This window comes from Clostridium lacusfryxellense, assembly GCF_018861735.1.
GTDB lineage: Bacteria > Bacillota > Clostridia > Clostridiales > Clostridiaceae > Clostridium_AD > Clostridium_AD lacusfryxellense.
This window is the reverse complement of record NZ_JAHLEB010000037.1, coordinates 1-22,605: the sequence shown is the minus strand read 5'-3', so window position 1 is coordinate 22,605 and position 22,605 is coordinate 1. Positions and strand designations below refer to the sequence as shown.

21 protein-coding genes are annotated in these 22,605 nt (G+C 30.6%); 5 read left to right on the top strand and 16 right to left on the bottom strand.

The window, feature by feature from the left end:
- Positions 1–35: 35 nt before the first annotated feature.
- From KPL55_RS17720 to abc-f, 3 genes are all read right to left on the bottom strand, one after another.
- On the bottom strand, positions 36–920 hold the full coding sequence (locus tag KPL55_RS17720) for a YncE family protein (protein WP_216308078.1): 885 nt from the start codon (positions 918–920) through the stop codon (positions 36–38).
- A gap of 362 nt (positions 921–1,282) precedes the next feature.
- Positions 1,283–1,714 (bottom strand): hypothetical protein, encoded by a 432-nt coding sequence (locus tag KPL55_RS17715; RefSeq protein ID WP_216308077.1) that lies wholly within the window; start codon positions 1,712–1,714, stop codon positions 1,283–1,285.
- 1,344 nt (positions 1,715–3,058) lie between these two features.
- On the bottom strand, positions 3,059–4,702 hold the full coding sequence (gene abc-f, locus KPL55_RS17710) for a ribosomal protection-like ABC-F family protein (RefSeq protein ID WP_216308076.1): 1,644 nt from the start codon (positions 4,700–4,702) through the stop codon (positions 3,059–3,061).
- A 301-nt stretch (positions 4,703–5,003) separates the two neighbouring features.
- Here abc-f and KPL55_RS17705 point away from each other — a divergent pair, with 301 nt between their 5' ends.
- Positions 5,004–5,246, top strand: coding sequence for a hypothetical protein (locus KPL55_RS17705; protein WP_216308075.1), 243 nt, complete (start codon positions 5,004–5,006; stop codon positions 5,244–5,246).
- Positions 5,247–6,585: 1,339 nt separating this feature from the next.
- Here KPL55_RS17705 and KPL55_RS17700 read toward each other — a convergent pair.
- The 13 genes from KPL55_RS17700 to KPL55_RS17640 form a co-directional block, all read right to left on the bottom strand.
- Positions 6,586–7,878 carry a PDZ domain-containing protein gene (locus KPL55_RS17700; RefSeq protein ID WP_216308074.1) on the bottom strand — a complete coding sequence of 431 codons (1,293 nt, stop codon included), beginning with the start codon at positions 7,876–7,878 and terminating at the stop codon, positions 6,586–6,588.
- A gap of 149 nt (positions 7,879–8,027) precedes the next feature.
- The gene (locus KPL55_RS17695; protein ID WP_216308073.1) at positions 8,028–9,299 is read right to left on the bottom strand and encodes a S41 family peptidase; all 1,272 of its coding nucleotides are present in this window, start codon (positions 9,297–9,299) and stop codon (positions 8,028–8,030) included.
- Positions 9,300–9,420: 121 nt separating this feature from the next.
- Positions 9,421–10,311, bottom strand: coding sequence for a permease-like cell division protein FtsX (gene ftsX / locus KPL55_RS17690; RefSeq protein WP_216308072.1), 891 nt, complete (start codon positions 10,309–10,311; stop codon positions 9,421–9,423).
- Entirely contained in the window at positions 10,301–10,987 is a 687-nt protein-coding gene (gene ftsE, locus KPL55_RS17685) for a cell division ATP-binding protein FtsE (protein ID WP_216308071.1), read from the bottom strand. Before ftsE ends, ftsX begins: the two co-directional genes overlap by 11 nt.
- 282 nt (positions 10,988–11,269) lie before the next feature.
- Complete coding sequence (locus KPL55_RS17680) at positions 11,270–11,617, bottom strand: type II toxin-antitoxin system PemK/MazF family toxin (RefSeq protein ID WP_071614469.1); 348 nt, start codon at positions 11,615–11,617, stop codon at positions 11,270–11,272.
- Complete coding sequence (locus KPL55_RS17675) at positions 11,577–11,897, bottom strand: CopG family transcriptional regulator (protein WP_216308070.1); 321 nt, start codon at positions 11,895–11,897, stop codon at positions 11,577–11,579. The genes KPL55_RS17680 and KPL55_RS17675 overlap by 41 nt, the downstream gene beginning before the upstream one ends.
- Positions 11,898–12,056: 159 nt before the next feature.
- Positions 12,057–13,217, bottom strand: a complete 1,161-nt coding sequence (gene alr / locus KPL55_RS17670) for an alanine racemase (RefSeq protein ID WP_216308094.1) — start codon at positions 13,215–13,217, stop codon at positions 12,057–12,059.
- A 53-nt stretch (positions 13,218–13,270) separates the two neighbouring features.
- Positions 13,271–13,885, bottom strand: coding sequence for a germination lipoprotein GerS-related protein (locus KPL55_RS17665; RefSeq protein ID WP_216308069.1), 615 nt, complete (start codon positions 13,883–13,885; stop codon positions 13,271–13,273).
- Between the two features lie 134 nt (positions 13,886–14,019).
- Positions 14,020–14,490 carry a holo-ACP synthase gene (gene acpS / locus KPL55_RS17660; protein ID WP_216308068.1) on the bottom strand — a complete coding sequence of 157 codons (471 nt, stop codon included), beginning with the start codon at positions 14,488–14,490 and terminating at the stop codon, positions 14,020–14,022.
- Positions 14,491–14,714: 224 nt separating this feature from the next.
- The gene (locus KPL55_RS17655; protein WP_216308067.1) at positions 14,715–15,068 is read right to left on the bottom strand and encodes a DUF6514 family protein; all 354 of its coding nucleotides are present in this window, start codon (positions 15,066–15,068) and stop codon (positions 14,715–14,717) included.
- 377 nt (positions 15,069–15,445) lie between these two features.
- On the bottom strand, positions 15,446–16,045 hold the full coding sequence (locus tag KPL55_RS17650) for a hypothetical protein (RefSeq protein ID WP_216308066.1): 600 nt from the start codon (positions 16,043–16,045) through the stop codon (positions 15,446–15,448).
- Positions 16,046–16,202: 157 nt separating this feature from the next.
- Positions 16,203–16,661, bottom strand: coding sequence for a COG2426 family protein (locus KPL55_RS17645; protein WP_216308065.1), 459 nt, complete (start codon positions 16,659–16,661; stop codon positions 16,203–16,205).
- A 50-nt stretch (positions 16,662–16,711) separates the two neighbouring features.
- Entirely contained in the window at positions 16,712–17,602 is an 891-nt protein-coding gene (locus tag KPL55_RS17640; protein WP_216308064.1) for a DegV family protein, read from the bottom strand.
- 201 nt (positions 17,603–17,803) lie between these two features.
- On the opposite strand from KPL55_RS17640, the gene KPL55_RS17635 reads away from it, so the two are divergent.
- The 4 genes from KPL55_RS17635 (at position 17,804) to KPL55_RS17620 (ending at position 22,408) form a co-directional block, all read left to right on the top strand.
- Positions 17,804–20,353 carry an FAD-dependent oxidoreductase gene (locus tag KPL55_RS17635; protein WP_216308063.1) on the top strand — a complete coding sequence of 850 codons (2,550 nt, stop codon included), beginning with the start codon at positions 17,804–17,806 and terminating at the stop codon, positions 20,351–20,353.
- A gap of 172 nt (positions 20,354–20,525) precedes the next feature.
- On the top strand, positions 20,526–20,831 hold the full coding sequence (locus tag KPL55_RS17630) for an ArsR/SmtB family transcription factor (protein WP_216308062.1): 306 nt from the start codon (positions 20,526–20,528) through the stop codon (positions 20,829–20,831).
- Positions 20,832–20,863: 32 nt separating this feature from the next.
- The gene (locus KPL55_RS17625; protein WP_216308061.1) at positions 20,864–22,021 is read left to right on the top strand and encodes a DUF362 domain-containing protein; all 1,158 of its coding nucleotides are present in this window, start codon (positions 20,864–20,866) and stop codon (positions 22,019–22,021) included.
- A 144-nt stretch (positions 22,022–22,165) separates the two neighbouring features.
- Positions 22,166–22,408, top strand: coding sequence for a hypothetical protein (locus KPL55_RS17620; RefSeq protein ID WP_216308060.1), 243 nt, complete (start codon positions 22,166–22,168; stop codon positions 22,406–22,408).
- Positions 22,409–22,605: the final 197 nt, after the last annotated feature.

Genomic DNA, 22,605 nt, shown 5'->3' with positions numbered 1-22,605 from the left:
GTTATGAAATTAATCATAACTCTATTTTTTTATTCTTATCGATTAGAAATGACCTTATCTAGTTTAGTTAATTTTAGAACGGGCTCACGTTTAACTTGATTAATAAATAATGAATAAATTCTATTTGGAGAATTATATCCTATGGCTAAATAAGATTTCCCATATTCTGATGCTATTGTTATGCCCTCACTCTCGCCTCTTTTATTAAGATGATATTGAGCAATTTTTAAACCATCATAATTATAAACTGTAACTTTATTATTTGTATATAAATAAATATATTTTCCATCTGATTCTAATCCTTGTGGAATACCTTCTCTAGCCAAATTAAAAGACTTTAATATCTTCATATTTGATAAACTAATAATAGTAAATCTTGGATTTCCAACATCACCTCTCTTTAAAACAGTATGTAATATTAAATAATCATTAACATTATCTATGGCAAGTAAAGCTGATGTTCCCAAATTTCCGTAGTTTAAATCATTTAATATAATACTTTTATCATAATCAACAACATAAACATGTGTTAGATTATGACCTCCACCATTAGTAATATACATCTTATTAGTTTTAGCTCTATATCCAATGTCAGCACAATGCCCTACACGCATAGGACTTGATTCAGATATTATTTTTCCTGACATATTATATTTTACTATCTTCCCATTTCCACCACCAACATCAAAACCACAATATATGTTTCTATTAAAAAAAGTAATTCCTTGAAGCTTATTCTTATCTTTTATATTAAATAACAAATCATATTCAGGCAAAGCTGATTTTTCGATTTTCTCATTGGAAGTATCCCTGTAATTTATTGGAACTATCTTCTTAGCTTTTGTTCGCGTTGTGGCGGCTTTTGCGACTTCTTTAGGCGTATTAGAATATCCTCCTATACTAAAAAATAAAACCAACATAAAAAAGCATAAACAAATCTTAAACGACTTCAATTAAAGACACTTCCTTCTACTTCAAATTATATTCGAAAATCCAAACTACCCTTAATCATTTACAGTAAGTAGATGTCTACAAATATAATATGACCATTTTAAAAGGAAGCTAAACAGGTTTTGTTTATATTAATATTTAAACATACAATCTTAATTCCAATTAAAGAAAAAATTCTATATATTTTATTATCGTATAAAACATTATAAAGTGAATACAAATATACAATTATATTTTATATTTAAATGCAATAAAAATGGTTTTAAAAATAGGGCCCTAAGCCCCTATTTTTAAACTCTTATTAATTTATTAATATTGAACAATATAAATTTTAACTGTTTTTCAACTTAAAATCTAAAACTCGTGATAACTTATTTATATTCCCCTTAAAAGGGTAGCAAAGTAATTTTTTTTCGCTATCAAAAATAATAAAAAATGGCACATCTTTTTCTGGGACTATTATATAAACATCATCTACAAGTGTATTAATACATTTACCCTGTATCTTAACAGGGGGATCAAGTGGTACTCTAATTGCATACCCATCATTTGTAATAGGGTCACTTTTACCATAGATATCATCCACATCATTTATCCAGCTAGCAACCATGTCATGAATTTCTCCATTTAGCTGAACTAATTTAACTACCTCATCTTTCTTTGGATCAAAAATTTCGACGTATTTAAATCCTTCAGCAAAAACGACCGTTGAATGTAAAATCATAATAAATAATAACATAACTACAAGAATTTTTTTCTTCATACGCATCACCTATTATTACTGTTCCCATAATGAATTATAGTTATGTTACTTAGATAAATTTAATATCAAGAATTGCGACCTATGAATTCCTCCTGCGTGGCACCAAATAAGAGTTTGAAACGTGAAATTCTATTAAGAAATTCTAATCTTTTGCCAACATAAAATTCCCTATCACTCACATTCGGCGTGCGCCGGTTCGCTAGCCTTCCTTCCAGTCAGGCTCACGAGAATTTTATATTTGCAAAAGAAGAATTTTAAATAGAATTTCAATGTTTCTGCTCTTCTTATTTGGTGCCACTCCCAGAGAAATTCATACTATGTCATATTTACACTTAGATGCATCTAGAATATTCTAGCCGATAGGCTGCAGCTTAATATTAATAATAAGTGTGAAATCTCTATAGTGACTTACAATAAGAAGTAAATAGCTAACCTAAACTACAATTAACAGTTTCATAATATAAATTACAATATTGACTTAAAAAAACTCTTAACACGACATCCTACGGGCTGAAAGATCTTAAGGATTTAGGATATTATGCTTTTTTCTTAGAAAATGCTAACAGAAGTATATTTTGCATAGAATGCGTTCAAACAAGCCTTAATGTATCTTCAATTAAACACTTAATATAAATAATAGTATGAAATCTCTCCAGAGCGACTTGAAATAAGAACCGATAAAACATTATAACTAAATAGTACGCTACGCTAAACTAGAAACAATTTGTTACATTATATAAATTACAATCTTTCTCTTTTAATCACTCTTAACACGACTGCCTACCGGCTGAAAGATCTTAAGGATTTAGGATATTTTGCTTTTTTCTTAGAGAATGCTAACAGAAGTATATTTTGCATAGAATGCGTTCGAACACATCTTAGATGTTTCTTTAATTAAACACTTAATATAAATAAAAGTATGAAATCTCTCCAGATCGGCTTGAAATAAGAAGCGATAAAACATCATAACTAAATAGTACGCTACGCTAGACTAGAAACAATTTGTTACATTATATAAAATACAATCCTTCTCTTTTAATCACTCTTAACACGAAAGCCTACGGCTAAAAAATCTTTAGGGATTTTGGACATTATATATTTTTCTTAGAGAATGCTAACAGAAGTATATTTTGCGTAGAATGCGTTCGAACAAGCCTTAGTAATTCTTAATTTATTTTATTTTCAGTTGCGTAAAGAAAAATGAATGTCTGAGCGATAGCGAGTTTTCATTTTTTAGCAACTGAAAATATAATTAATTTTAGAATTACTTGGCAAAGTGAGCGCATTTTAGCAATATATACTTCCCGTTATAGCATTCTCTAAGAAAATAGAATACCTTCTTTACTATTTATCTAGACTTTTAATCTCTTTTAATTCTTTTATAAGTTCCTTATATTCTAAATCCAATAGTTCCACATTATCTTTTTTAGTTGGCATCGAAATCTTCCCTAAAACTCCTGAAATTTTATTTTCAACAATCATCCTTCGATTCTTTAAATCCTGAAATTGTGAGTTTTCATTTTCCTTTTGTAAATATTCATCATATCCCCCACTAAAGGACTCAATTTTATTATTGTTTATTATCATTAAATGATCTGCCACTTCACTTATAAATTTTCTATCATGGGAGACAAATAACAATGGACCGTTAAATTCTTTTAAAGCAGTCTCAATTGCTTCCGCAGAATAAATATCAAGATAATTTGTGGGCTCATCTAGAATCAGCATGTTTATATCGCCAGCAAAAATTTTAGCAAAGGATACCTTTACTCTTTCTCCTCCACTTAAGCAGTTAACTTTTTTATGAATATCCTCACTTCTAAATAAAAGCCTCGCTAAGAATATTCGTGTTAAAGTCTCATCATAAACACTTTCTTCCATAACATTTTCAAGCACACTTTTTTCTTCATCAAGTATACTCAAATCTTGATTAAAGTACCCTATTCTTAAAGTACTAGAACTACTAATATTAGAATCTTTATCTATTATCATTCGTAAAAGTGTACTTTTACCACAACCATTATGTCCAATTAAAGCGACCTTCCAACCATTGCTTATTTGGAAATTCGCCTTATCAAATATCTTTCTACTTCCAAAATTTTTATCAACATTATTTCCTTTAATTAAAATCTTGCTGTGTAATTTCTCAGTCTTTTGTATGTCGACCTTTGTTTTATAAATATCTAACGGTTTATCCTTTATTTCTAATTTCTCTAGCCTGGATTTAAGAGACTTTACGCCATTATCTACATTTTTTTCTGCTTTTTGATTCCCTAGTCTATGAAGTCTTGCTTCAGAATTACCCATACGCTTAGGGGTTTTTCTCATATTAGACTTATAATGTTTCTTATCTACAATAGATTCCTCTAAACCTCTCTTCTCCTTAACAAACTGTGAATACTCAAAGTTTTGCCTTTCCCGCTCTAATTGCTTCTGGTTTTTATAGAAATTATAGTTTCCATTATATATTTTAATCTTTCCATTTTCTAATTCAATTATTTTAGTACACAACTTATCTAAAAAAAATCTATCATGAGAAATCAAAACTAACGCACCTTTATGGGATAGTAATTTTTCCTCTAAAAGCTTAATACCTTCTATATCTAAATTTGATGTAGGTTCATCTGCAAAAATTAGATTTGTCATTTCACTTAAGCTATTAGCAATTTTAAGCCTTGTCTTTTCTCCCCCACTCATAAATTCACCCTGATTTACAGGCACTTTAAATAACCTAGACACCTGCGTCAAAGGTTTCTCATTAATGCTATAATCTAGTTGAGTTATATATGAATAACTCCCATATACTTTAACGGTACCTTCATCTGGAGATAGCCTCTTTGAAAGAATATCCATTAAGGTCGTTTTCCCAACTCCATTAAGTCCTACTATTCCTATTTTATCCTCAGAATCAATCGCTAAATTCTCTATATCTAAAAGTAATCTATCACCAAAACTCTTTTTAATATTTCTCATTTCTAAAAACAACATAAAAAACCTCTCCTTTTTTAATATGGAGAGGATAAAATTTGCACTTAAAAAAAGCATAGACCCCATGCATATCCTACCCTATCCAAAACTATAAAATTCCACATCAAAAACAAACCTATCTAAAGGCTTAAATTTTCATGTAAACAAATTAGTTCATATAGATAAGATTAGATTCTCATTTCGGTCCACCATTTTCCTTTATTTAATATTATAATTTCATTTAATTATACAATTGAATTTTTACCTTGTCAATATATGTTATTATTAATTAGAGGTGGTGGTTTAGATTAATAATAAGAAAATGAAATGGATAAAGGCATTGTTTTCAGTAATAATATTAATATTTTGCGTAAGTAATTTGTTGGGTTTAATTCCTGGTAAAATTGCTAATCCAATAATTTTTACCTTTGCAGGGTGTTGGTTATTGTTCAAAGGATTTAATTCAAAATCAAAAAATAAATATACAAAAAAGCTTTCAATTTCCTTTGGTATATTGCTTATTATAATTACAGTATTCGTTGCAATTCCGGTATATTATTTTTAATAAGTTAGTGCGCATATTTCTTATAAATCAAAAGAATTCACTTAAGGATCTTTAGATATGACTTTAATTGAAAGTAATTGTATTGGGTTATGCAACTCATTTACTAGCTCTTAACACGATAGCCTACCGGCTAAAAGACCTTAAAGATTTTGGACATTATGATTTTTTTCTTAGAGAATGCTAACAGAAATATATATTGCGTAGAATGCATTTGACAAGCCTTATATCTAGATAAATTAAATAAACAACAGGAATAATTTTCTCTGAAGTACTTGCAATAAGAAGTAAAAAACATTAGAACTACATAGCTACGCTAAATTAGAAACCACTTGTTTATAATATAAAATATTATCTTTCTCTTTAAACTAATCTTAACATGATAGCCTAACGGCTAAAAGACCTTAAGTAATTTGGACGTTATGATTTTTTTCTTAGAGAATGCTAACAGAAGTATATATTGCGTAGAATGCATTTGACAAGCCTTATATCTAGATAAATTAAATAAACAACAGGAATGATTTTTTTCTGGAGTACTTGAAATAAGAAGTGAAAAACATTAGAACTACACAGCTACGCTAAATTAGAACCTACTTGTTTATAATATAAAATATTATCTTTCTCTTTAAACTAATCTTAACATGATAGCCTACCGGCTAAAAGACCTTAAGGATTTTGGACATTATGATTTTTTCTTAGAGAATGCTAACAGAAGTATATATTGCGTAGAATGCGTTCGATCAAGCCTTAGTAATTCTTAATTTACTTTAAGTTGCATTTTCAGCAATATACTCTTACATCAAAAGCATCTCCGGAGTACTTGCAATAAGAAGTGAAAAACATTAGAACTAAGTAGGTATGCTAAATTAGAAACCACTTGTTTATAATATAAAATATTATCTTTCTCTTTAAACAACTCTTAACACGATAGCCTACCGGCTAAAAGACCTTAAAGATTTTGGACATTATGATTTTTTTCTTAGAGAATGCTAACAGAAGTATATTTTGCGTAGAATGCGTTCGAACAAGCCTTAATAATTCTTAATTTACTTTAAGTTGCATTTTCAGCAATATACTCTTACATCAAAAATAAAGTATGAAATCTCTCCAGAGTAACTTGCGATAAGAAGCGCAGTAACATTGAAATTTCATTTAGTAATTCTTGTTTTTCGATTACAAAATTCTCGTAAACCTGCCAGGACGGCAGGTTAGCGAACCTGAGCCAGGACGGCGAATGTGAGCGCTAGAGAATTATGTGTGAGAAAAACACTAGAATTTCTTAATGAAATTTTACGTTTCAAGTTCATATTGCAAGGTATGCAGGAGAAATTTCATACTTTCCTTACTCTTTATCTTTGTCTCTAATTTTGTCCATTATATCTTTAAATGTTTCTTCATTAACATTTACAACAGTAGTATCTCTAGGTACTTCCCTAGGTACAATTACTATCCCCAGTCTTTTTCTCTTAGCCATATTATCATAAGTAATGTCCTTTAATTCCCCAGATGCTTTCTTAATTTTCATTGATAAAGAATTAAAATTCCCTTTAATAACATTAAAAATTTCTTCTTCGACCTCTATCTTTTTATCATTGAGCAACAAAATTAAATCTCCACTTTCAATACCCATTTGAAAAGCGGGAGATTCCGGAGCTACCGCGAGTACCATAATTCCCTCGTCACTACTTACATATTTAGGTTTTGAAGTAAGCTCCACATGTTTTTCTATTCGCAACATAGCTTCATGAGAAACCGCAGCAAATATTAAAATAAATAATTGAAACCACACACCGAATACCGCGAGTTGCGATATTGCTGTTAAAATTACACCATACCCAACTATTAAACCACCCGAAGTAAGCTTCTTTCGCGTTTTACTCTTAGTAAACGTAATACTGCCATATCCTATAACTCCGTACAAAGCAATAGTAGCTATAACTGAATTTTTCAGAATTTTATCTATTATGTCCCCTTTTAATAAATGTCTCCACTCAGGAATCATTACGCTTTGTCCAACCATTGCATCTGAAGTAGTTGCACTTAAAAGTATAAGTAAAGCAATTGGCAATGCCCAATATCTTTTTAAAGAGAACCCACCAATAATTTTATCATCTCTATTAGTAAATACAGGAATAGCTCCTCTTGAACCATCTATCATTACTAAACTTCCTTCTATAATGTGCAATATTCCAACAAGCATCATTAAGGTTAAGATATCTATTTTAATAATATCTAATTGTGGCATATGTAAAACACTAGCTGCATATTTAAACAATAGGCTAGCAATTCCTAAAACTGCACCAGAATAAGAAAAACAAATATATCTAGGTTTAAATGCCATGAAGAATAATGACACCATAAACAATAAATAGATATTTGAACTTTCATCAAAAACTAATCCTGAATATGTAAATATAAGACTCGCTATAGCACCAGCAAAAATCCCTATAACAATTTGAGATATAGTAAGCTCGAAAGCTGAATCTAAAGTTTCCCCCATTATCATTTTCTGCATAGCCGCAATCTTCTTGTTTTTATTATAAAAAATCAATGCAATCATTATCAAAATAAACGCATTTGAAGGATCTACAATTGCAAAAGCAACTGCTCTTAAAGTATGTATTGCGATTTCCATCGGATTAAAATCTCCTCCCTGAGCATTATCAAACACATTACATTATAACATAGACTATGTTCCACAGCTAAGTAATCACGTACAAAATCAAGCATCCACCAAATTTATTGGTAGATACTTGTTATTTATTAAACTGTATCTTTATGATATTACTTAATTTTATCTTTAGCGAGTTCTAAAGCTTTTATAAATTGTGGATCTGTTTTTTTATCATATGTTTTTGTTTTAAGTGCTGCTGGGTAAGTAACTGCAACTTCTGGTTTAATTCCAACATGATGGATATTCTCACCATTTGGAGTATAATATTTAGAAATAGTTACCTTTAATGCAGTACCATCATCAAAACCATCTTGGCTTCTTGAAAGCATAGTTTGAACAACACCTTTACCAAAGGTTTTTTCTCCCACTAAAGTACCAACTTTATAGTCTCTTATAGCACCTGCGAAAATTTCTGAGGCACTAGCGCTTCCTGCATCTGTTAATACTGTTAATGGCATACCTATAGCAATGCCTCCAGTAGATTTATATTCTGTTTTTTTCTTATTCTTATCTATTGTATAAACTATGTTCTTTCCTTTTGCAACAAAATTAGAAGTTAAAGATACAACTTGATCTAGAAGACCACCAGGATTTCCTCTTACATCAACAATCAGACTCTTCATACCCTTCTGCTCGAGCTCTGTTAATTTCTTTTCAAAGTTTTTAGAAGTATGTTCATCAAACATCGTAAGCTGAATATATCCAACATTATTTTCTAGCATTTCACCTTTAACTGTTACTAAATCTATTTGGGCACGTTTCATGCTAACATCAAAGTTACCTTTTCCTTCTCTATTGATAGTTAGAGTAACCTCTTCACCAACTTTGCCTTTCATCATTGTAACAGCCTTATCTAGTTCTTTTCCTGTAACTTCTGTTTTATTAACCTTTTCTATAACATCTCCGGATATTAAACCTGCTTTTTTAGCTGGTGAGCCATCAAAAGGAGCAATTACAACTATATTATCTTCTTTCACTCCAACCTGTAGACCAAGACCAGTATAAGCTCCCTCAGTTTGAGAATTAAAGTCTGTATACTCTTTTTTGTTCATGAAAGTTGTATAAGGATCTTTTAGAGAATCCGTCATACCCTTTATAGCACCTTCTACAAGAACATCATCAGTAATCTTACCATCATAGTACTCATACAATTTATTTCTCACTAAAAACAGTTTTTGAAATTTTAATACCTGATCATAAGCTTCTCTACCAATCATAACTTTACCATTTGGTAATCCTAGAGAAATCCTATTTGAGACAAACAAGGTTATGGAATTAGTAACCACAAGCAATACTATTATCCATGTTACCCATTTTCTCTTTCTGAATTTATTTCTTTCATTACCATTATCTACGATTTTAAATTTATTTTCATCGCCCATTTAATACACCTCTTCGCAATTCTCTATATATTATTATGTAAATTTAATAATTTTATAACAATAATATTAAATATATATATATTTAATAACTTTATCAAATATTACATAAATTCACTTAATACTAAACGACCAAGAATTTTCTTATTGAGAGAGAACTTCCGAGTGCCCCAATAACTAAGCCACCAATCACAAACTGCCATAAAAAAGTGCCTAATATAATATGAGGATTCATTAACGTAATTCCGAGTAATGAACTTGTATATTTTACGAAAACTATTTTATATGCATAATATAATACTCCAGTAGAGAGAAGCGCTCCTGTTATTCCAAGCATCATACCTTCAATAATAAATGGCCATCTTATAAACCAATCAGTAGCTCCAACGAATTTCATAATACCTATTTCTCTTTTTCTCGAATATACTGTAAGTTTAATTGTGTTTGCTATTAAGAATAACGAAACACTTATTAAAATTGCAAATAATACTGCTCCTACTATTTTAAGAGTATTAGTTATGCTTATAATTTTGTCAACTACTTCTCTAACATCCTTAATCTTATCTACACCTTTTAGCCCCGCTGCTCCCTTAACTACATCGTCTACAACTTTAGGGTTTGACACTTTAACAACATATGCATTTGGAAAAGGGTTTGTCTTTTCAAATCCTTGTACTAATGATTCACTATCCTCTCCAAATTGTTTCTTTACATTGTTTAGTGCATCTTGCTTATCTTCAAATTTAACCTCTGATACTCCCTTAACTTTGTTTATTGCAGCTTCTATAGCTGATTTATCCGATATTGTTGCATTATCCTTAAGGAAAATTTTCACCTCTAGTTTAGCACCCAACTCCTGGACTCCTGCATTAACATTAAAAACAATGAGTAAAAACACACCTAGAATGAACAGAGTAGCCGCTACTGTAGCCACTGATGCTATACTAACTGTACTATTTCTTTTTAAACTTTTTAAAGCATCCATAACATAATATTTAATTGTACTAATCTTCATAACCGTATCTTCCTCTCTGCTCATCTCTAACTAGAACACCTTTTTCTAAAGCAATTACTCTTTTTTTCATAGAATCTACTATGTTTTTTGCATGTGTCGCCATAATTATAGTAGTTCCCGCCTTGTTTATATCATTCAGAATATCCATTATACCCAAAGCAGTTTCTGGATCTAAATTTCCTGTTGGTTCATCTGCTATTAGCAAAGTCGGATTATTGACTATAGCTCTCGCAAGAGAAACTCTTTGTTTTTCTCCACCTGAAATCTCATTTGGAAAAGCCATATGTTTTTTTGATAATCCCACTAAATCTAAAACATAAGGTACTTTTTTCTTAATGTCTTTAGCAGAAGCCTCCGTAACTCTTAGTGCGAATGCTACGTTTTCATAAACATTCAAACTATCAATTAGTCTAAAATCTTGGAACACTACTCCAATTTTCCTTCTAACATATGGTATTTCTTTTCTGCGCAATGTTGTTATATCAGTTCCATCCAAAAAAACACTACCAGTAGTTGCTTTTGTCTCTTTTAATAGTATTTTGACAAAAGTAGATTTTCCTGCGCCACTAGGCCCTACAAGAAATACGAATTCGCCTTTTTCAATAGTAATATCAATATTCGACAAAGCTATTACATTATTATCATAAATCTTAGTTACTTTCTTAAGTTGTATCATATTTAACTCTCCTTAATATGTTTATGTAATTTATTTCAGTAAAATCACTAATAACATTATAACATAATGACTAGGCATGTTATAAATTTTAATATAAAATTTTCGTGAATATTATACAAAATGAGCTAATTTATTTACTCTTAATCTTATAGAGAATATCTTTTTATTATTTACACAAAAATTAAAAATTATGAAAGTTTATTAAATATTGCAAAGTCCAATAAAAATAAGGGCAAAAGTGCCCTTATCTTATTTAATAAGAGCTACAAACCCTTATCCCTTTTATAAACCTACACTAATTAAAAGTGCAGTATCTACCTTTTTCATATCTCCATCAGTCATATGACCAATTTTTTCTTTTAATCTCTTTTTATCTAATGTTCTTATTTGTTCTAGCAAAACTACAGAATCTTTATTTAGACCATACTCTTCTGAAGAAATTTCAACATGAGTAGGGAGTTTCGCCTTATTTATCTGAGAAGTAATAGCTGCAATTATAATGGTGGGACTGTACTTATTACCAATATCATTTTGAAGTATTATTACTGGTCTAATCCCACCTTGTTCCGAGCCTACAACCGGACTCAAATCAGCATAAAATATATCTCCTCTTTTTACTATTGTTGTCATTTGACAAATCACTCTCCGAAAGCTTAACTTCGTATTCTTTAAAATCTTTGATATCAGTCTCAAAACCCATATTAGATATTTTTAAATTTAACTCCGCCATTGCTAAATATCCTTGTTTCATTTCATCAATATAATTAAGTTTTTTCTTTTCCTCACTATATAGTATTATAGCAACCCTAATAAATTCACTTCTTTTTTTACAATCTTTTTGAAGTGCCTTATTAAATTCCATATAAAGTTTTTTTGAGAGGTTTATTACTAATTTCTTTGAAGTTGACATAGAAAATTTAATACCTCCTATTTAGTAAAACAACAATATGTATGAAATATATTATAAATCAACCTATGTCAGTCTGTCAAAGAAATTATTCTTTTTTTCGCCCTTTTTCAACAATTTTCAATACATTAAACGTATTATTTTCCATGTAAATCTTTAGTTTTATACATACTTTCTTATTTTTACGACCACACCATTTTTAGTATACACTCTTGGAACTCGTTTACCGATCATACAAACTACTTCGTAACTTATAGTACCAATTAGCTCCCCTATCATATCTGCTGTAAATTTATTCTTACCATCTTCTCCAATTAATATAACCTCATCTCCAACTTTTACTCCTTGGATTTCAGTTATATCAATCATGCATTGATCCATACAAATTTTGCCTATAACTGGAGCAAATTTACCTTTTAAGATTACCTTTGCCTTTCCAAATAAAAGCCTTGTATAACCATCTGCATATCCAATTGGAAGTGTTGCAATAACAGTTTCTTTTTCAGTTTTATATTTTCGTCCGTAACTCACGTATTCACCAGCAGGAAGTGTTTTTATGTGTACTACATTTGTTTTTAATGTCATAACAGGTAATAAATCTATGTTTTCCTTATTTACTTCGTCAGATGGATAATATCCATATATTATTATCCCTGGGCGCACTGCCTCATAATGAGTTTCTGGTAAATCTATTATAGCTGCGCTATTGGCAATATGCCTCATCTTTATGTACACTTTCCTAGCCCTTAACTTTGCATAAAAATCATCAAATTTTTCAACTTGCTTATAAGTATATGTTTTATCTTTTTCATCTGCCGTTGAGAAATGGCAGAATACTCCTTCTATAACTATATTAGGTAACTTACTTATATTATATACGACCTCGCAGCTCTCGTCATTCGGTAAAAAGCCTATTCTGCCCATACCAGTATCAACAGCTATGTGAATCTTTGCTATTTTATTTTTCCGTACAGCCATCTTTGATAATCTTTTCGCGAATTCATAAGTATATACAGTTTGTTCAATATCATATTTTAATAAATTATCTATTAAATTAGGCGGTGTAAACCCCAAAACCATTATTGGGCATTCTATTCCTGAGCGTCTAAGTTCCATAGCTTCACTTTGAATTGCTACTGCAAGCCTATTAGCACCATTTTCAAGAAGCACAGGAGCCACATCTACTGCACCATGCCCATAAGCATCTGCTTTAACAACAGCAATAATGTTCTCACTTTTAGCTATTCGCCTAATTTCTCTCATATTATGAGCTAATTTATCTAAATCAATCTCTGCCCACACAGGCCTTAAATGTTTAAAAATTACCCTCACCTCATTTTTATTACTATTTTTTCATTTGTTTATATTAATCTATATTATGGAACTAAAAACACTGATGGTTCAATTTTTACATTAGGCAGGAAATTAGTATATGTTATATTAATTTTTTCTTTACCATCGATATCGTAAATGACCATTTTATCTGGTATCATTTTTTTATTATTAACATATAACAATGCTTTATTAATATTTCTATTACTACCAGGTATTAGTAAATCAATTACTGTGTATTCGATATCATTAATATTTTTGGTAACATACTTTATTTCCTCATTAGTATATAATAATCCTATGTATTCACCAATAAAACTTAGTTTCAGTACTTCATCAAATTCCTTGCTTTGTACATACTTTGTTTTATTGTTTTTGTCACTAATATAGATTTTATCATCATTTTTGTAAATAAACACTCTATTTTTATTTAGTTCTAGTTTGTATCCACCTCCCCGCAAATATGATTGTTTTGCCTTATAGTTAATTGTCTGTTTAGTATTAATTATATCCATATTCATATTTGTTGTATAGCTTTCCATGTTTTTAAGAAAATTTGTTATATCATTAGTATCCTTTGGTTTCTTATCACATGAAGTAAGTAGCATAAAACTTAAAATTAGTAAAAAGCTTATAATTAATAGTAATTTCTTTTTCATTGTTATCCTCCTAGGATTTCTCTGGAGATGTTAAACAATTATGCCTTGTTTATAAACAATATTTATTACCAAAGCATTTCGTTATACTACTAATACTATTACTAAGAGTTTAATACTATTACTAAAATAAATAATTAGAAAGACTCAGGTTCTATAGCCTCATATTTACATTTTTCATCGGTACATTTTTCATCGGTACATTTTTCTTCGTTGCACTTTTCTTCAGTTTTCTTTTCAACATCTAGTATAGCATAAGCCACCGCGCTATCTTCCCCATGAGAAATGCTAAGATGAATACTATATTGCCCTTCTTTTTTAGCAATTAACTTTGCCTTTCCTTTTAAAATTACTATTGGTTTTCCAAGAGTTGTCCTGTCGATCTCAATATCCTTAAAATCAAACCCTCTAAAACCTGTACCTAATGCTTTTGCTACTGCTTCTTTAGCTGCAAATCTTCCAGCCACATACTCAGCTCTTAAATTTCTACTCTTAAGATATTCCAGTTCAGTACTAGTAAATATCTTCTCTAAAAACTTACTATTGCTCTCCATAGCTTTTTTTATACGTGGTATTTCAACTATATCAATACCTACACCAAAGATCATAAATATCACTCCCACCTATTAATCTATGTTCGCAAAGATTAATATCTATGTCAACACGATTTAATGTTTATTTTCGTTAATAATACTATATTATAATAAAACTAATATAATTTATAGTATTATCTAATAAAAATTTTATGTATTTCCATTGAATAACAAAAAGAGAAGAATTATTCTCACCTGGAGAAACGCCCTCCTCAATATGTTAGTCCACTTTTTAGATATTAACAAGTGACTATGTTATTTAACATTTCATCGAAGTCGCTAGTATAGTCATCAATATACTCACCCAAGATATCTATCATGTGAATAGGTGAAACTGTGTTTTCATAAACCATTTTAAAAAGTTCTTTAACTTTATGTCTTTGTGGACTTATATTTAGAACACTGTCCCTTTGTATACATTCTACTATTCCGCTCACAGTGTCTTGTCTTTCTATTTCAATACCATAGGCTTGTACCTTAGTAACTTCGTCATACATTGAAACAGAAATTTGACTTTTTACTAACCTATAAAAATAATTATGAACTACATCGCCTTCTGTAATCTTTTTATTTAAGTTCTCTAACACTACCATATCTGTTTTCCCCCCTATACTTTGTTATTAATTTTATATTAACATTGCTTTTCAGAGAAATCTGTCATTTTATGAATCATGCATTTAAAGCATTATCTGTTTAAAATGACAACTTAAACTGTTTACACCCATAATCTTATACTTAACAAAGTTTACAAAGAGTTATCATTGAATATGTCGTGAATTATTTTGTCGAAATTGTATGAAAAACATCTAAAAGTTTTTTATTAAAAGTTGAATATTTTTTTATGAAACCGTAATTATTATCCATGTTTACCTTTACATTACATAAATCATAAGTTTTATGTAAATATATGGCATACGATTTTCGATTTTTTTTCTTTTATTTTTATTACTTTTGAATTTAATTCACGACCTTATTGGTATATTTTGGTTCTTATTTCCTTAACCATTTTATATCTATTAACACCAATGTATTTACATAAATCCTCTAAAATCAATTGAACCGCAATCACCATAGTGCAATCATCGTTTTTATAATCCTCTAAAGCATAACGGTTCCTATATATAACCATACTAGTCTTTTTACAACTAATTGTTTTATATAACTCCCTTAGAGTATCATACAATATGGAATATGAGATTAATATGAAATCTCCTTTAGTTTTTTCGCTTCCATTGACGACTCCTCTAATAATTTTATTCAAAGATGTATTTTTGTAATACTCCATCATTTTCAATTTATAATTATCCTCAATGAATTTTCCAACTATCTCAGCGTTGATTAGAGTTATTTCACCCTTAGTATTAAAAAATACGCCAGCATCTATAATCTCATTTTTTTCTTCATTAATCTCCGCTATAATTTTTTTCATCCTAGAATTAAAAAAGCTAGTAAATTCTCCCTTTGTAATAAATACCTCAAGTTCCTTTGCACTCACAACATATACAAGCTCTGAAAAATTTTTATAAGCTTTTTTTAAATGATTTTTGTCACTATCGTCCATTTCTCTCATATTCATATCTCCCAACACGTTATAATCACTCCACTTTTAAATGTAAGTTTCATTATATTTAGTGTGGCTCAAAAATTTAAAACTATTCTAATTAGGATAAAAATATTAAGGTAATAAAAAAAAATAATCTCCTACCAAATTGGCAAGAGATTATTTTTTAAAGAATTTTAAAGAACGCAGGGACTGCTAAAGATATACCTGTAACTATAAGGCCACATATAAATGAACCTATAACTGCGCACATAACAGATTTTTTAAAATCAAGCTTCAAAAATGCAGCTATTGCAGTACCTGTCCAAACACCCGTAGTAGGAAGTGGTATTGCAATAAATGTTATAAGGGCTATTGCCTCAAATTTTTCAAATTTAGATTTATTTTTGCTTATTTTTCTGTCAATCAAATTGTATATGCCACTAAAAAACTTATATTTTCCTAGCCATATAAATATTTTATTAAAAAATATCAGCACAAAAGGGACTGGAAGCAAACTTCCTATAAAACTTAATAGAAATACTGCCATTGGATTAATATTATACGTATATAATCCAACCGGTATTGCCCCTTTTTGCTCAATAAGTGGAACTGCTGCCATTAACAACACTATTAACCAATTCATATAATTTCTCCTTGTTAGTATGTATTTTTAGGTACTTTTTATTTATAATCTTAAATATCCACTACATGATGTTGTCTACTTTCTCCAATGAAAAACACCGCTAAAGCCTCCGGACCACTAAACGTTCCCACTACTGGTCCAATAAAATGAATAATCACTTCTTTAACCTTAACTTTTGCGAGTATCTCTTCTTTAAGTCTTATAGCTTCCTCGTAGCAATCTGCGTGGCAAATAGCAATGGTTTGATTCTCAGGATTTTCTATTTTCTCCTCCACTATCTCTGCAAGTTTGGTTAAGGATTTTTTGCGTCCCCTAACCTTAAGCACTGGCATTACACGTCCTTCATGATTAATAGTGAGTATAGGTTTTATATGCATAACGATCCCTAATGTAGCCGCAACGCTGGAAATTCTTCCACCTCTTTTTAAAAAGTTTAAATCCTGAACTGTTATATATGTATTCAATTTTTGTATGTTTTCTTCTATCTTACACACAATTTGCTCTACACTAGAGCCTTCATTCTTCATTTCCACAGCTTTCATAACCATAAGTCCTTGCCCCAATGACGCCGTTAAAGCATCAATAATATATATACGAGCATTCGGGAATTCTTCTAATATAGCTGTTTTACCAATATTCGCACTGTTATATGTTCCGCTAAGACCTGAAGAAACTCCGATATAAATTATATCCTTATCACGCTCCGAAGCAGATTTGAATATATTATAAAAGCTTACAGAATTAGCTTGAGAAGTCTTAGGTAACGCACCATCCCTAAGATCATCAAAAAACTGCTTTTTGCTTAGGGTTTGTCCAAAATCATCAAAGTACTCTCTACCATTATAAGTAAATGGCAACATTGCAAAGGCAATATTATTATCATAAATATATTCATTTGGCAAATCACAACAAGAATCTGTCACAATAACAAAATCTCTCATTTGTTTTCCTCCTACGTTTCTTGCTTAGCTTATAATCACTTAAATTTATACCTAGTCCATTAAAAACTATAGCATAAAAATATCTCACTGTAAAACAAAATTACCCTCATATTAAGCTTTGTTGTTGCATTCTAAATAATCTTATACTATAATTCAGTCAATAACCATTGTTTTTAAATAGCTATTAAAGGAGTGTTATCAATGAAAGCATTAGAAGTGAAAAAGGACATACACTGGGTAGGTGCACAGGACCCTAATCTTAGAATTTTTGATATAATAATGTATACGCCTTTTGGTACTACTTATAACTCATATGTAGTTAAAGGTAGTGAAAAAACCGCAATATTTGAAACCGTAAAAGAGAAGTTTTTTGATGAATATCTTGAAAGATTAAAATCTATAGACATTGACATAGAAAAAATTGACTATTTAGTTGTAAATCATACAGAACCTGACCATGCAGGTTCTGTTGGAAAGCTTTTAGATATTGCTAAAAATGCCAAAATAGTAGGATCTCAAGCTGCAATTGACTTTCTTAAAGAAATTATTAATAGAGATTTTGAATTCATAGTAGTAGGCGATGGCGATAGTATAAGTCTTGGAAATAAGACCTTATCCTTTATCTCAGCACCCTTCCTTCATTGGCCAGATTCAATGTTTACCTATGTTGAGGAGGATAAACTTCTTATAACTTGTGATTCCTTCGGAAGTCATTACGCAAGCGATGCAGTATTTAATGATCTTAGTGAAAACCAAGAAAATTACATGGAAGCCTTAAAGTATTATTTTGAATGTATTATGAGTCCCTTTAAACCCTACGTATTAAAAGCAATAGATAAAATTAAAGACCTAAAAATAGATATGATATGTCCAGGGCATGGACCTGTTTTAAGAGAAGACCCTTGGAAGATAGTAAATCTATACAAAGAGTGGAGCCTTCCAGAGAAAACTTCTGCCCAATCAGAAATTACTTTATGCTACGTTTCAGCTTATGGTTACACAGAAGCTGTAGCTAAAAAAATAGAAGAAGGTATAAATTCTAAATCTGATTATAAAGTTAATATGTATGATGTTATTCATCATGACATGAATGATATTTTAACTAGCATAGATAAATCAGAGGGAATAATTTTTGGTTCTCCTACTATAAATGGAGATGCTCTAAAACCAATATGGGATATATTGATAAATTTAAATCCTATAGTTCACGGTGGAAAAGTTGCTTCTGCCTTCGGTTCTTATGGTTGGAGTGGAGAAGGTGTTCCAAATATTGAAGACAGATTAAAACAAATTAATCTTGATTTATATCCCTCAATGAGCTTTAATTTTAAACCTAATGATAAAGATTTAAACTTTGCCTATAAATTCGGTGAAAGTTTTGCGCAAAAAATAACTGAAAAAATTAAAAAAAGAAACGCTCCTGTTAAACCATCAACGCAAAAAAGATGGAAGTGTGTAGTTTGCGGAGAAGAATTTGATGGTGCAAGACCACCTGAAATATGTCCTGCTTGTGGCGCCGGTGTAGATCAATTTATTGAAGTAACACCTGAGATAATCACCTTTAGTTCTGACAAAAAAGAAAAATTTCTTATTATCGGCAACGGTGCAGCTGGATATTATGCTGCAGATGCCATTAGAAAAAGAAATAAACAATGCGAAATAGAAATAATCTCCAACGAGACGCAATTAACATATTACAGGCCTTCTATATCTGATGGTTTAAGTGAAAATTTAAAGGATGATGATTTTTATCTATCTCCAAAAGAGTGGTACGTAGAAAACAATATAACACTTCTCTTAGGAGTAGAGGTTCAAAGCCTAACCCCTGATAAAAAACAAATATTAATTGATGGCGGTAAATCTATAAGTTATGATAAATTAATTATAGCAAATGGAAGTCAAAACCGTATGATCCCTACAGAGGGAATAGATAAACAAGGCGTATTCACTTTAAGAGATCTTAAGGATTTAGAAAATATCAAAGCTAATATGAAAACAACTAAAAATGTTGTAATTGTAGGTGGTGGACTTTTAGGCCTTGAAGCAGCATATGAGATAAAAAAGGCTGGTATCAACGTAAGCGTAGTTGAATTTAGCGAATCCCTTCTTGGAAAACAGTTAGATCATGAGGGAAGCCTTATACTCAAAACTGCTGTTGAAAACCAAGATATTGAGGTTATTTTAGGTGACTGCGTAACAGTTATAAACGGCGAAAAGTCCGTTCAATCAGTTACTCTAAAAAGTGGTAAAACTTTTGATGCACAACTTGTTCTATTTTCTACAGGTATTGCACCAAATATAACCATAGCTGATAAAACAAATATAGAAACTAACCGTGGAATACTAGTCAATGAAAATATGGAAACAAATATTAAAGACATATACGCTTGCGGCGACATTGCAGAATTTGAAGGTGCCGTATATGGCAATTGGCCAGCTGCTGTAGACATGGGTAAGATAGCAGGTACAAATGCTGCTGGAGATATTAAAGCCTATGTACACGCACTAGGAGCTATATCCTTTAATGCAATGGGCCTTGAGTTATTATCTGTAGGAGAAATATCCAAAGATAAATTTAAAGCTATTAGCATAAAAGATGATGAAAACAAAATATATAAAAAGTTATTTTTCAATCAAAATATTTTAGTGGGTGGAATAATAATAGGAGACAACAAATCCTCAGCTACCCTTATAGGTGATATTGAGGAATCAAAAACTCTTGATGAAGTATTAAAAGGAAATTTAATTTAGCTACACAAAACGGGGCAGCCAGCTAGCTGTCCCTTTTTATGTAGTTATTTATTTGAACTTTTCATGTAAACAAATAGTTCTTTTCAGCTATTAATTGACATATACTTTACAATAAGTTACAATCAATTCGATGGTTATCGAATCTTAATACTATTAGATGGAGTTGATACAAATGGATACAAGAAAAATGGCGAAAATATTTAAAGCTCTTTCCAATGAAAATAGATTAGAATTATATTTAAAAATTGCACAGGCTCACGAAGCAGGTTTTGAAGCTGGCGGGCAATGTTGGGTTTCAGATATTTCCGCATGTCTAAATATTGGTGCACCAACAATTTCACATCATATAAAAGAATTAGTAAACGCCGAACTAATTACCACTCAGAAAAAAGGAAAATTTTTAATATGCTGGGTAAATGAACAACTGATTACCGATGTAAGCAGGATGTTAGATCTTCAACATTCAATTAATAAATAATATTTTTATTAAATTATAAAGGAGTAGTTATTATGGAACAGGTTGCACTTTTAAAATGTACAGATTATGACGTAGATCTAATAGAAAAAACGCTAAGAGAGGGTTTTGAACTTCTTGGAGGGAAAACTTTTCTAAGGAAACTTATACCTAAAAATAGTAAAGTCTTGTTGAAACCTAATTTTCTTAGTGTAGAGCAAAAAGGGTCACCGGTTGTAACTCATTACGCTGTTTTTGAAGCTGTTGTTAGAATAGTTAAAGAGTACAGTGACAATATTATATTTGGAGACTCTCCTGGTTTTGGAGATTCAAGAAAAGCAGCTGAAAAGTCAGGGCTAATGGAAGTTGCTAACAGATACGGGGTTGTATTTGATGATTTTAAAGATGATGTTCATGTAGTTCTTGAAAATGCTCTATTATGTAAATCATGGAATATAGCTAGAGCACCTTATGAAGCTGATGTTGTGATTACACTTCCAAAGCTAAAGACTCATGCTATGGCATATTATACGGGAGCCGTTAAAAATCAATTTGGTTGCGTTCCAGGTGCTCAAAAGGCCTCATGGCACACAAGAATGCCAGAAGCTAATAATTTTAGTAAAATGCTATTAGATGTAAATTCCGTAGTTAAAACTAGCTTTGCAATTCTTGATGGAATAATTGCAATGGAGGGAAATGGACCTAAAAGTGGAACACCTAAAAAGATGGATACAATAATTATGGGACAATGTTTAACTGCGGTAGATTCAGTTGCCGTAAGGTTAATTGGTTATAAAGATGTTCTAAAACTTCCTTTTTTAAAAGAAGCATATGATGCAAAGTGGGGAGCTGTTCTACCAGAAGATATAGAGGTATTAGGAGAAAAAATAGAATCCATGAAATGTAAAGACTTTAAGTTATCAAGAAAAGGCGGCAGTTTCTATTTTATAAACCCTTCTGTAAATCATTTTTTAACCTCAATGATTGCACCCAATCCTGTTGTAATAGAAGATAAATGTATTGGTTGCAAGAGGTGTAATGAAGTTTGCCCACGAAAGCCTGAAGTCATATCCTTTATAGAAAAAGGAAATAAAGTAATTCCACAATGGGATTACAGTAAATGTATAAGATGCTTCTGCTGTCAGGAACTTTGTCCAAAGGGTGCAATAGAAACAAAGTATAAGGCATTAGGCAAATTACTTGGCTTAAAATAGTTAATAAAAAGGATATAAAATCATTGCCTATCATGCTTTGCATACGCCGGAAAACTTTCCGCTTTACCACATGTTAAATTGTCAGCGTAAGCTATATAATGCATAAATATATGGTATAATAAATTTATAAATGAGGTGATATCATTGGATAATGAATTAAAATCTATGCTAGTTAAAATATTAGAAGGACAAAACAGGCTTGAAACAGATGTATCTGGTTTAAAAGAGGATGTATCAGATTTAAAAAGCGAAGTAAAAAAGACTTCTATACAACTTGAAATAATAGGCACAGCTCTTAAAAGTGTATCCAAAGATGTAAAAGAGGTTAAGGAAAGCATTGAAGTGTTAAAAGATATGACAGGCAGACATGAAGTAGACATGAAGTAGACATAAACATATTACAACGTAGGCCAGTATAAAATATATATACTAATTAAATACATGCATTATTGCAAAAGAAGGACATCCCCTCCATGAACTGCCCCCCGTCAAGTAGACAGTGGAAATAATTAAAGATTTCAAGTAAGGCGTCTATCATTTGATAGGCGCTTTGTTTATGATGCATTGCCTAATAGATATCGCTG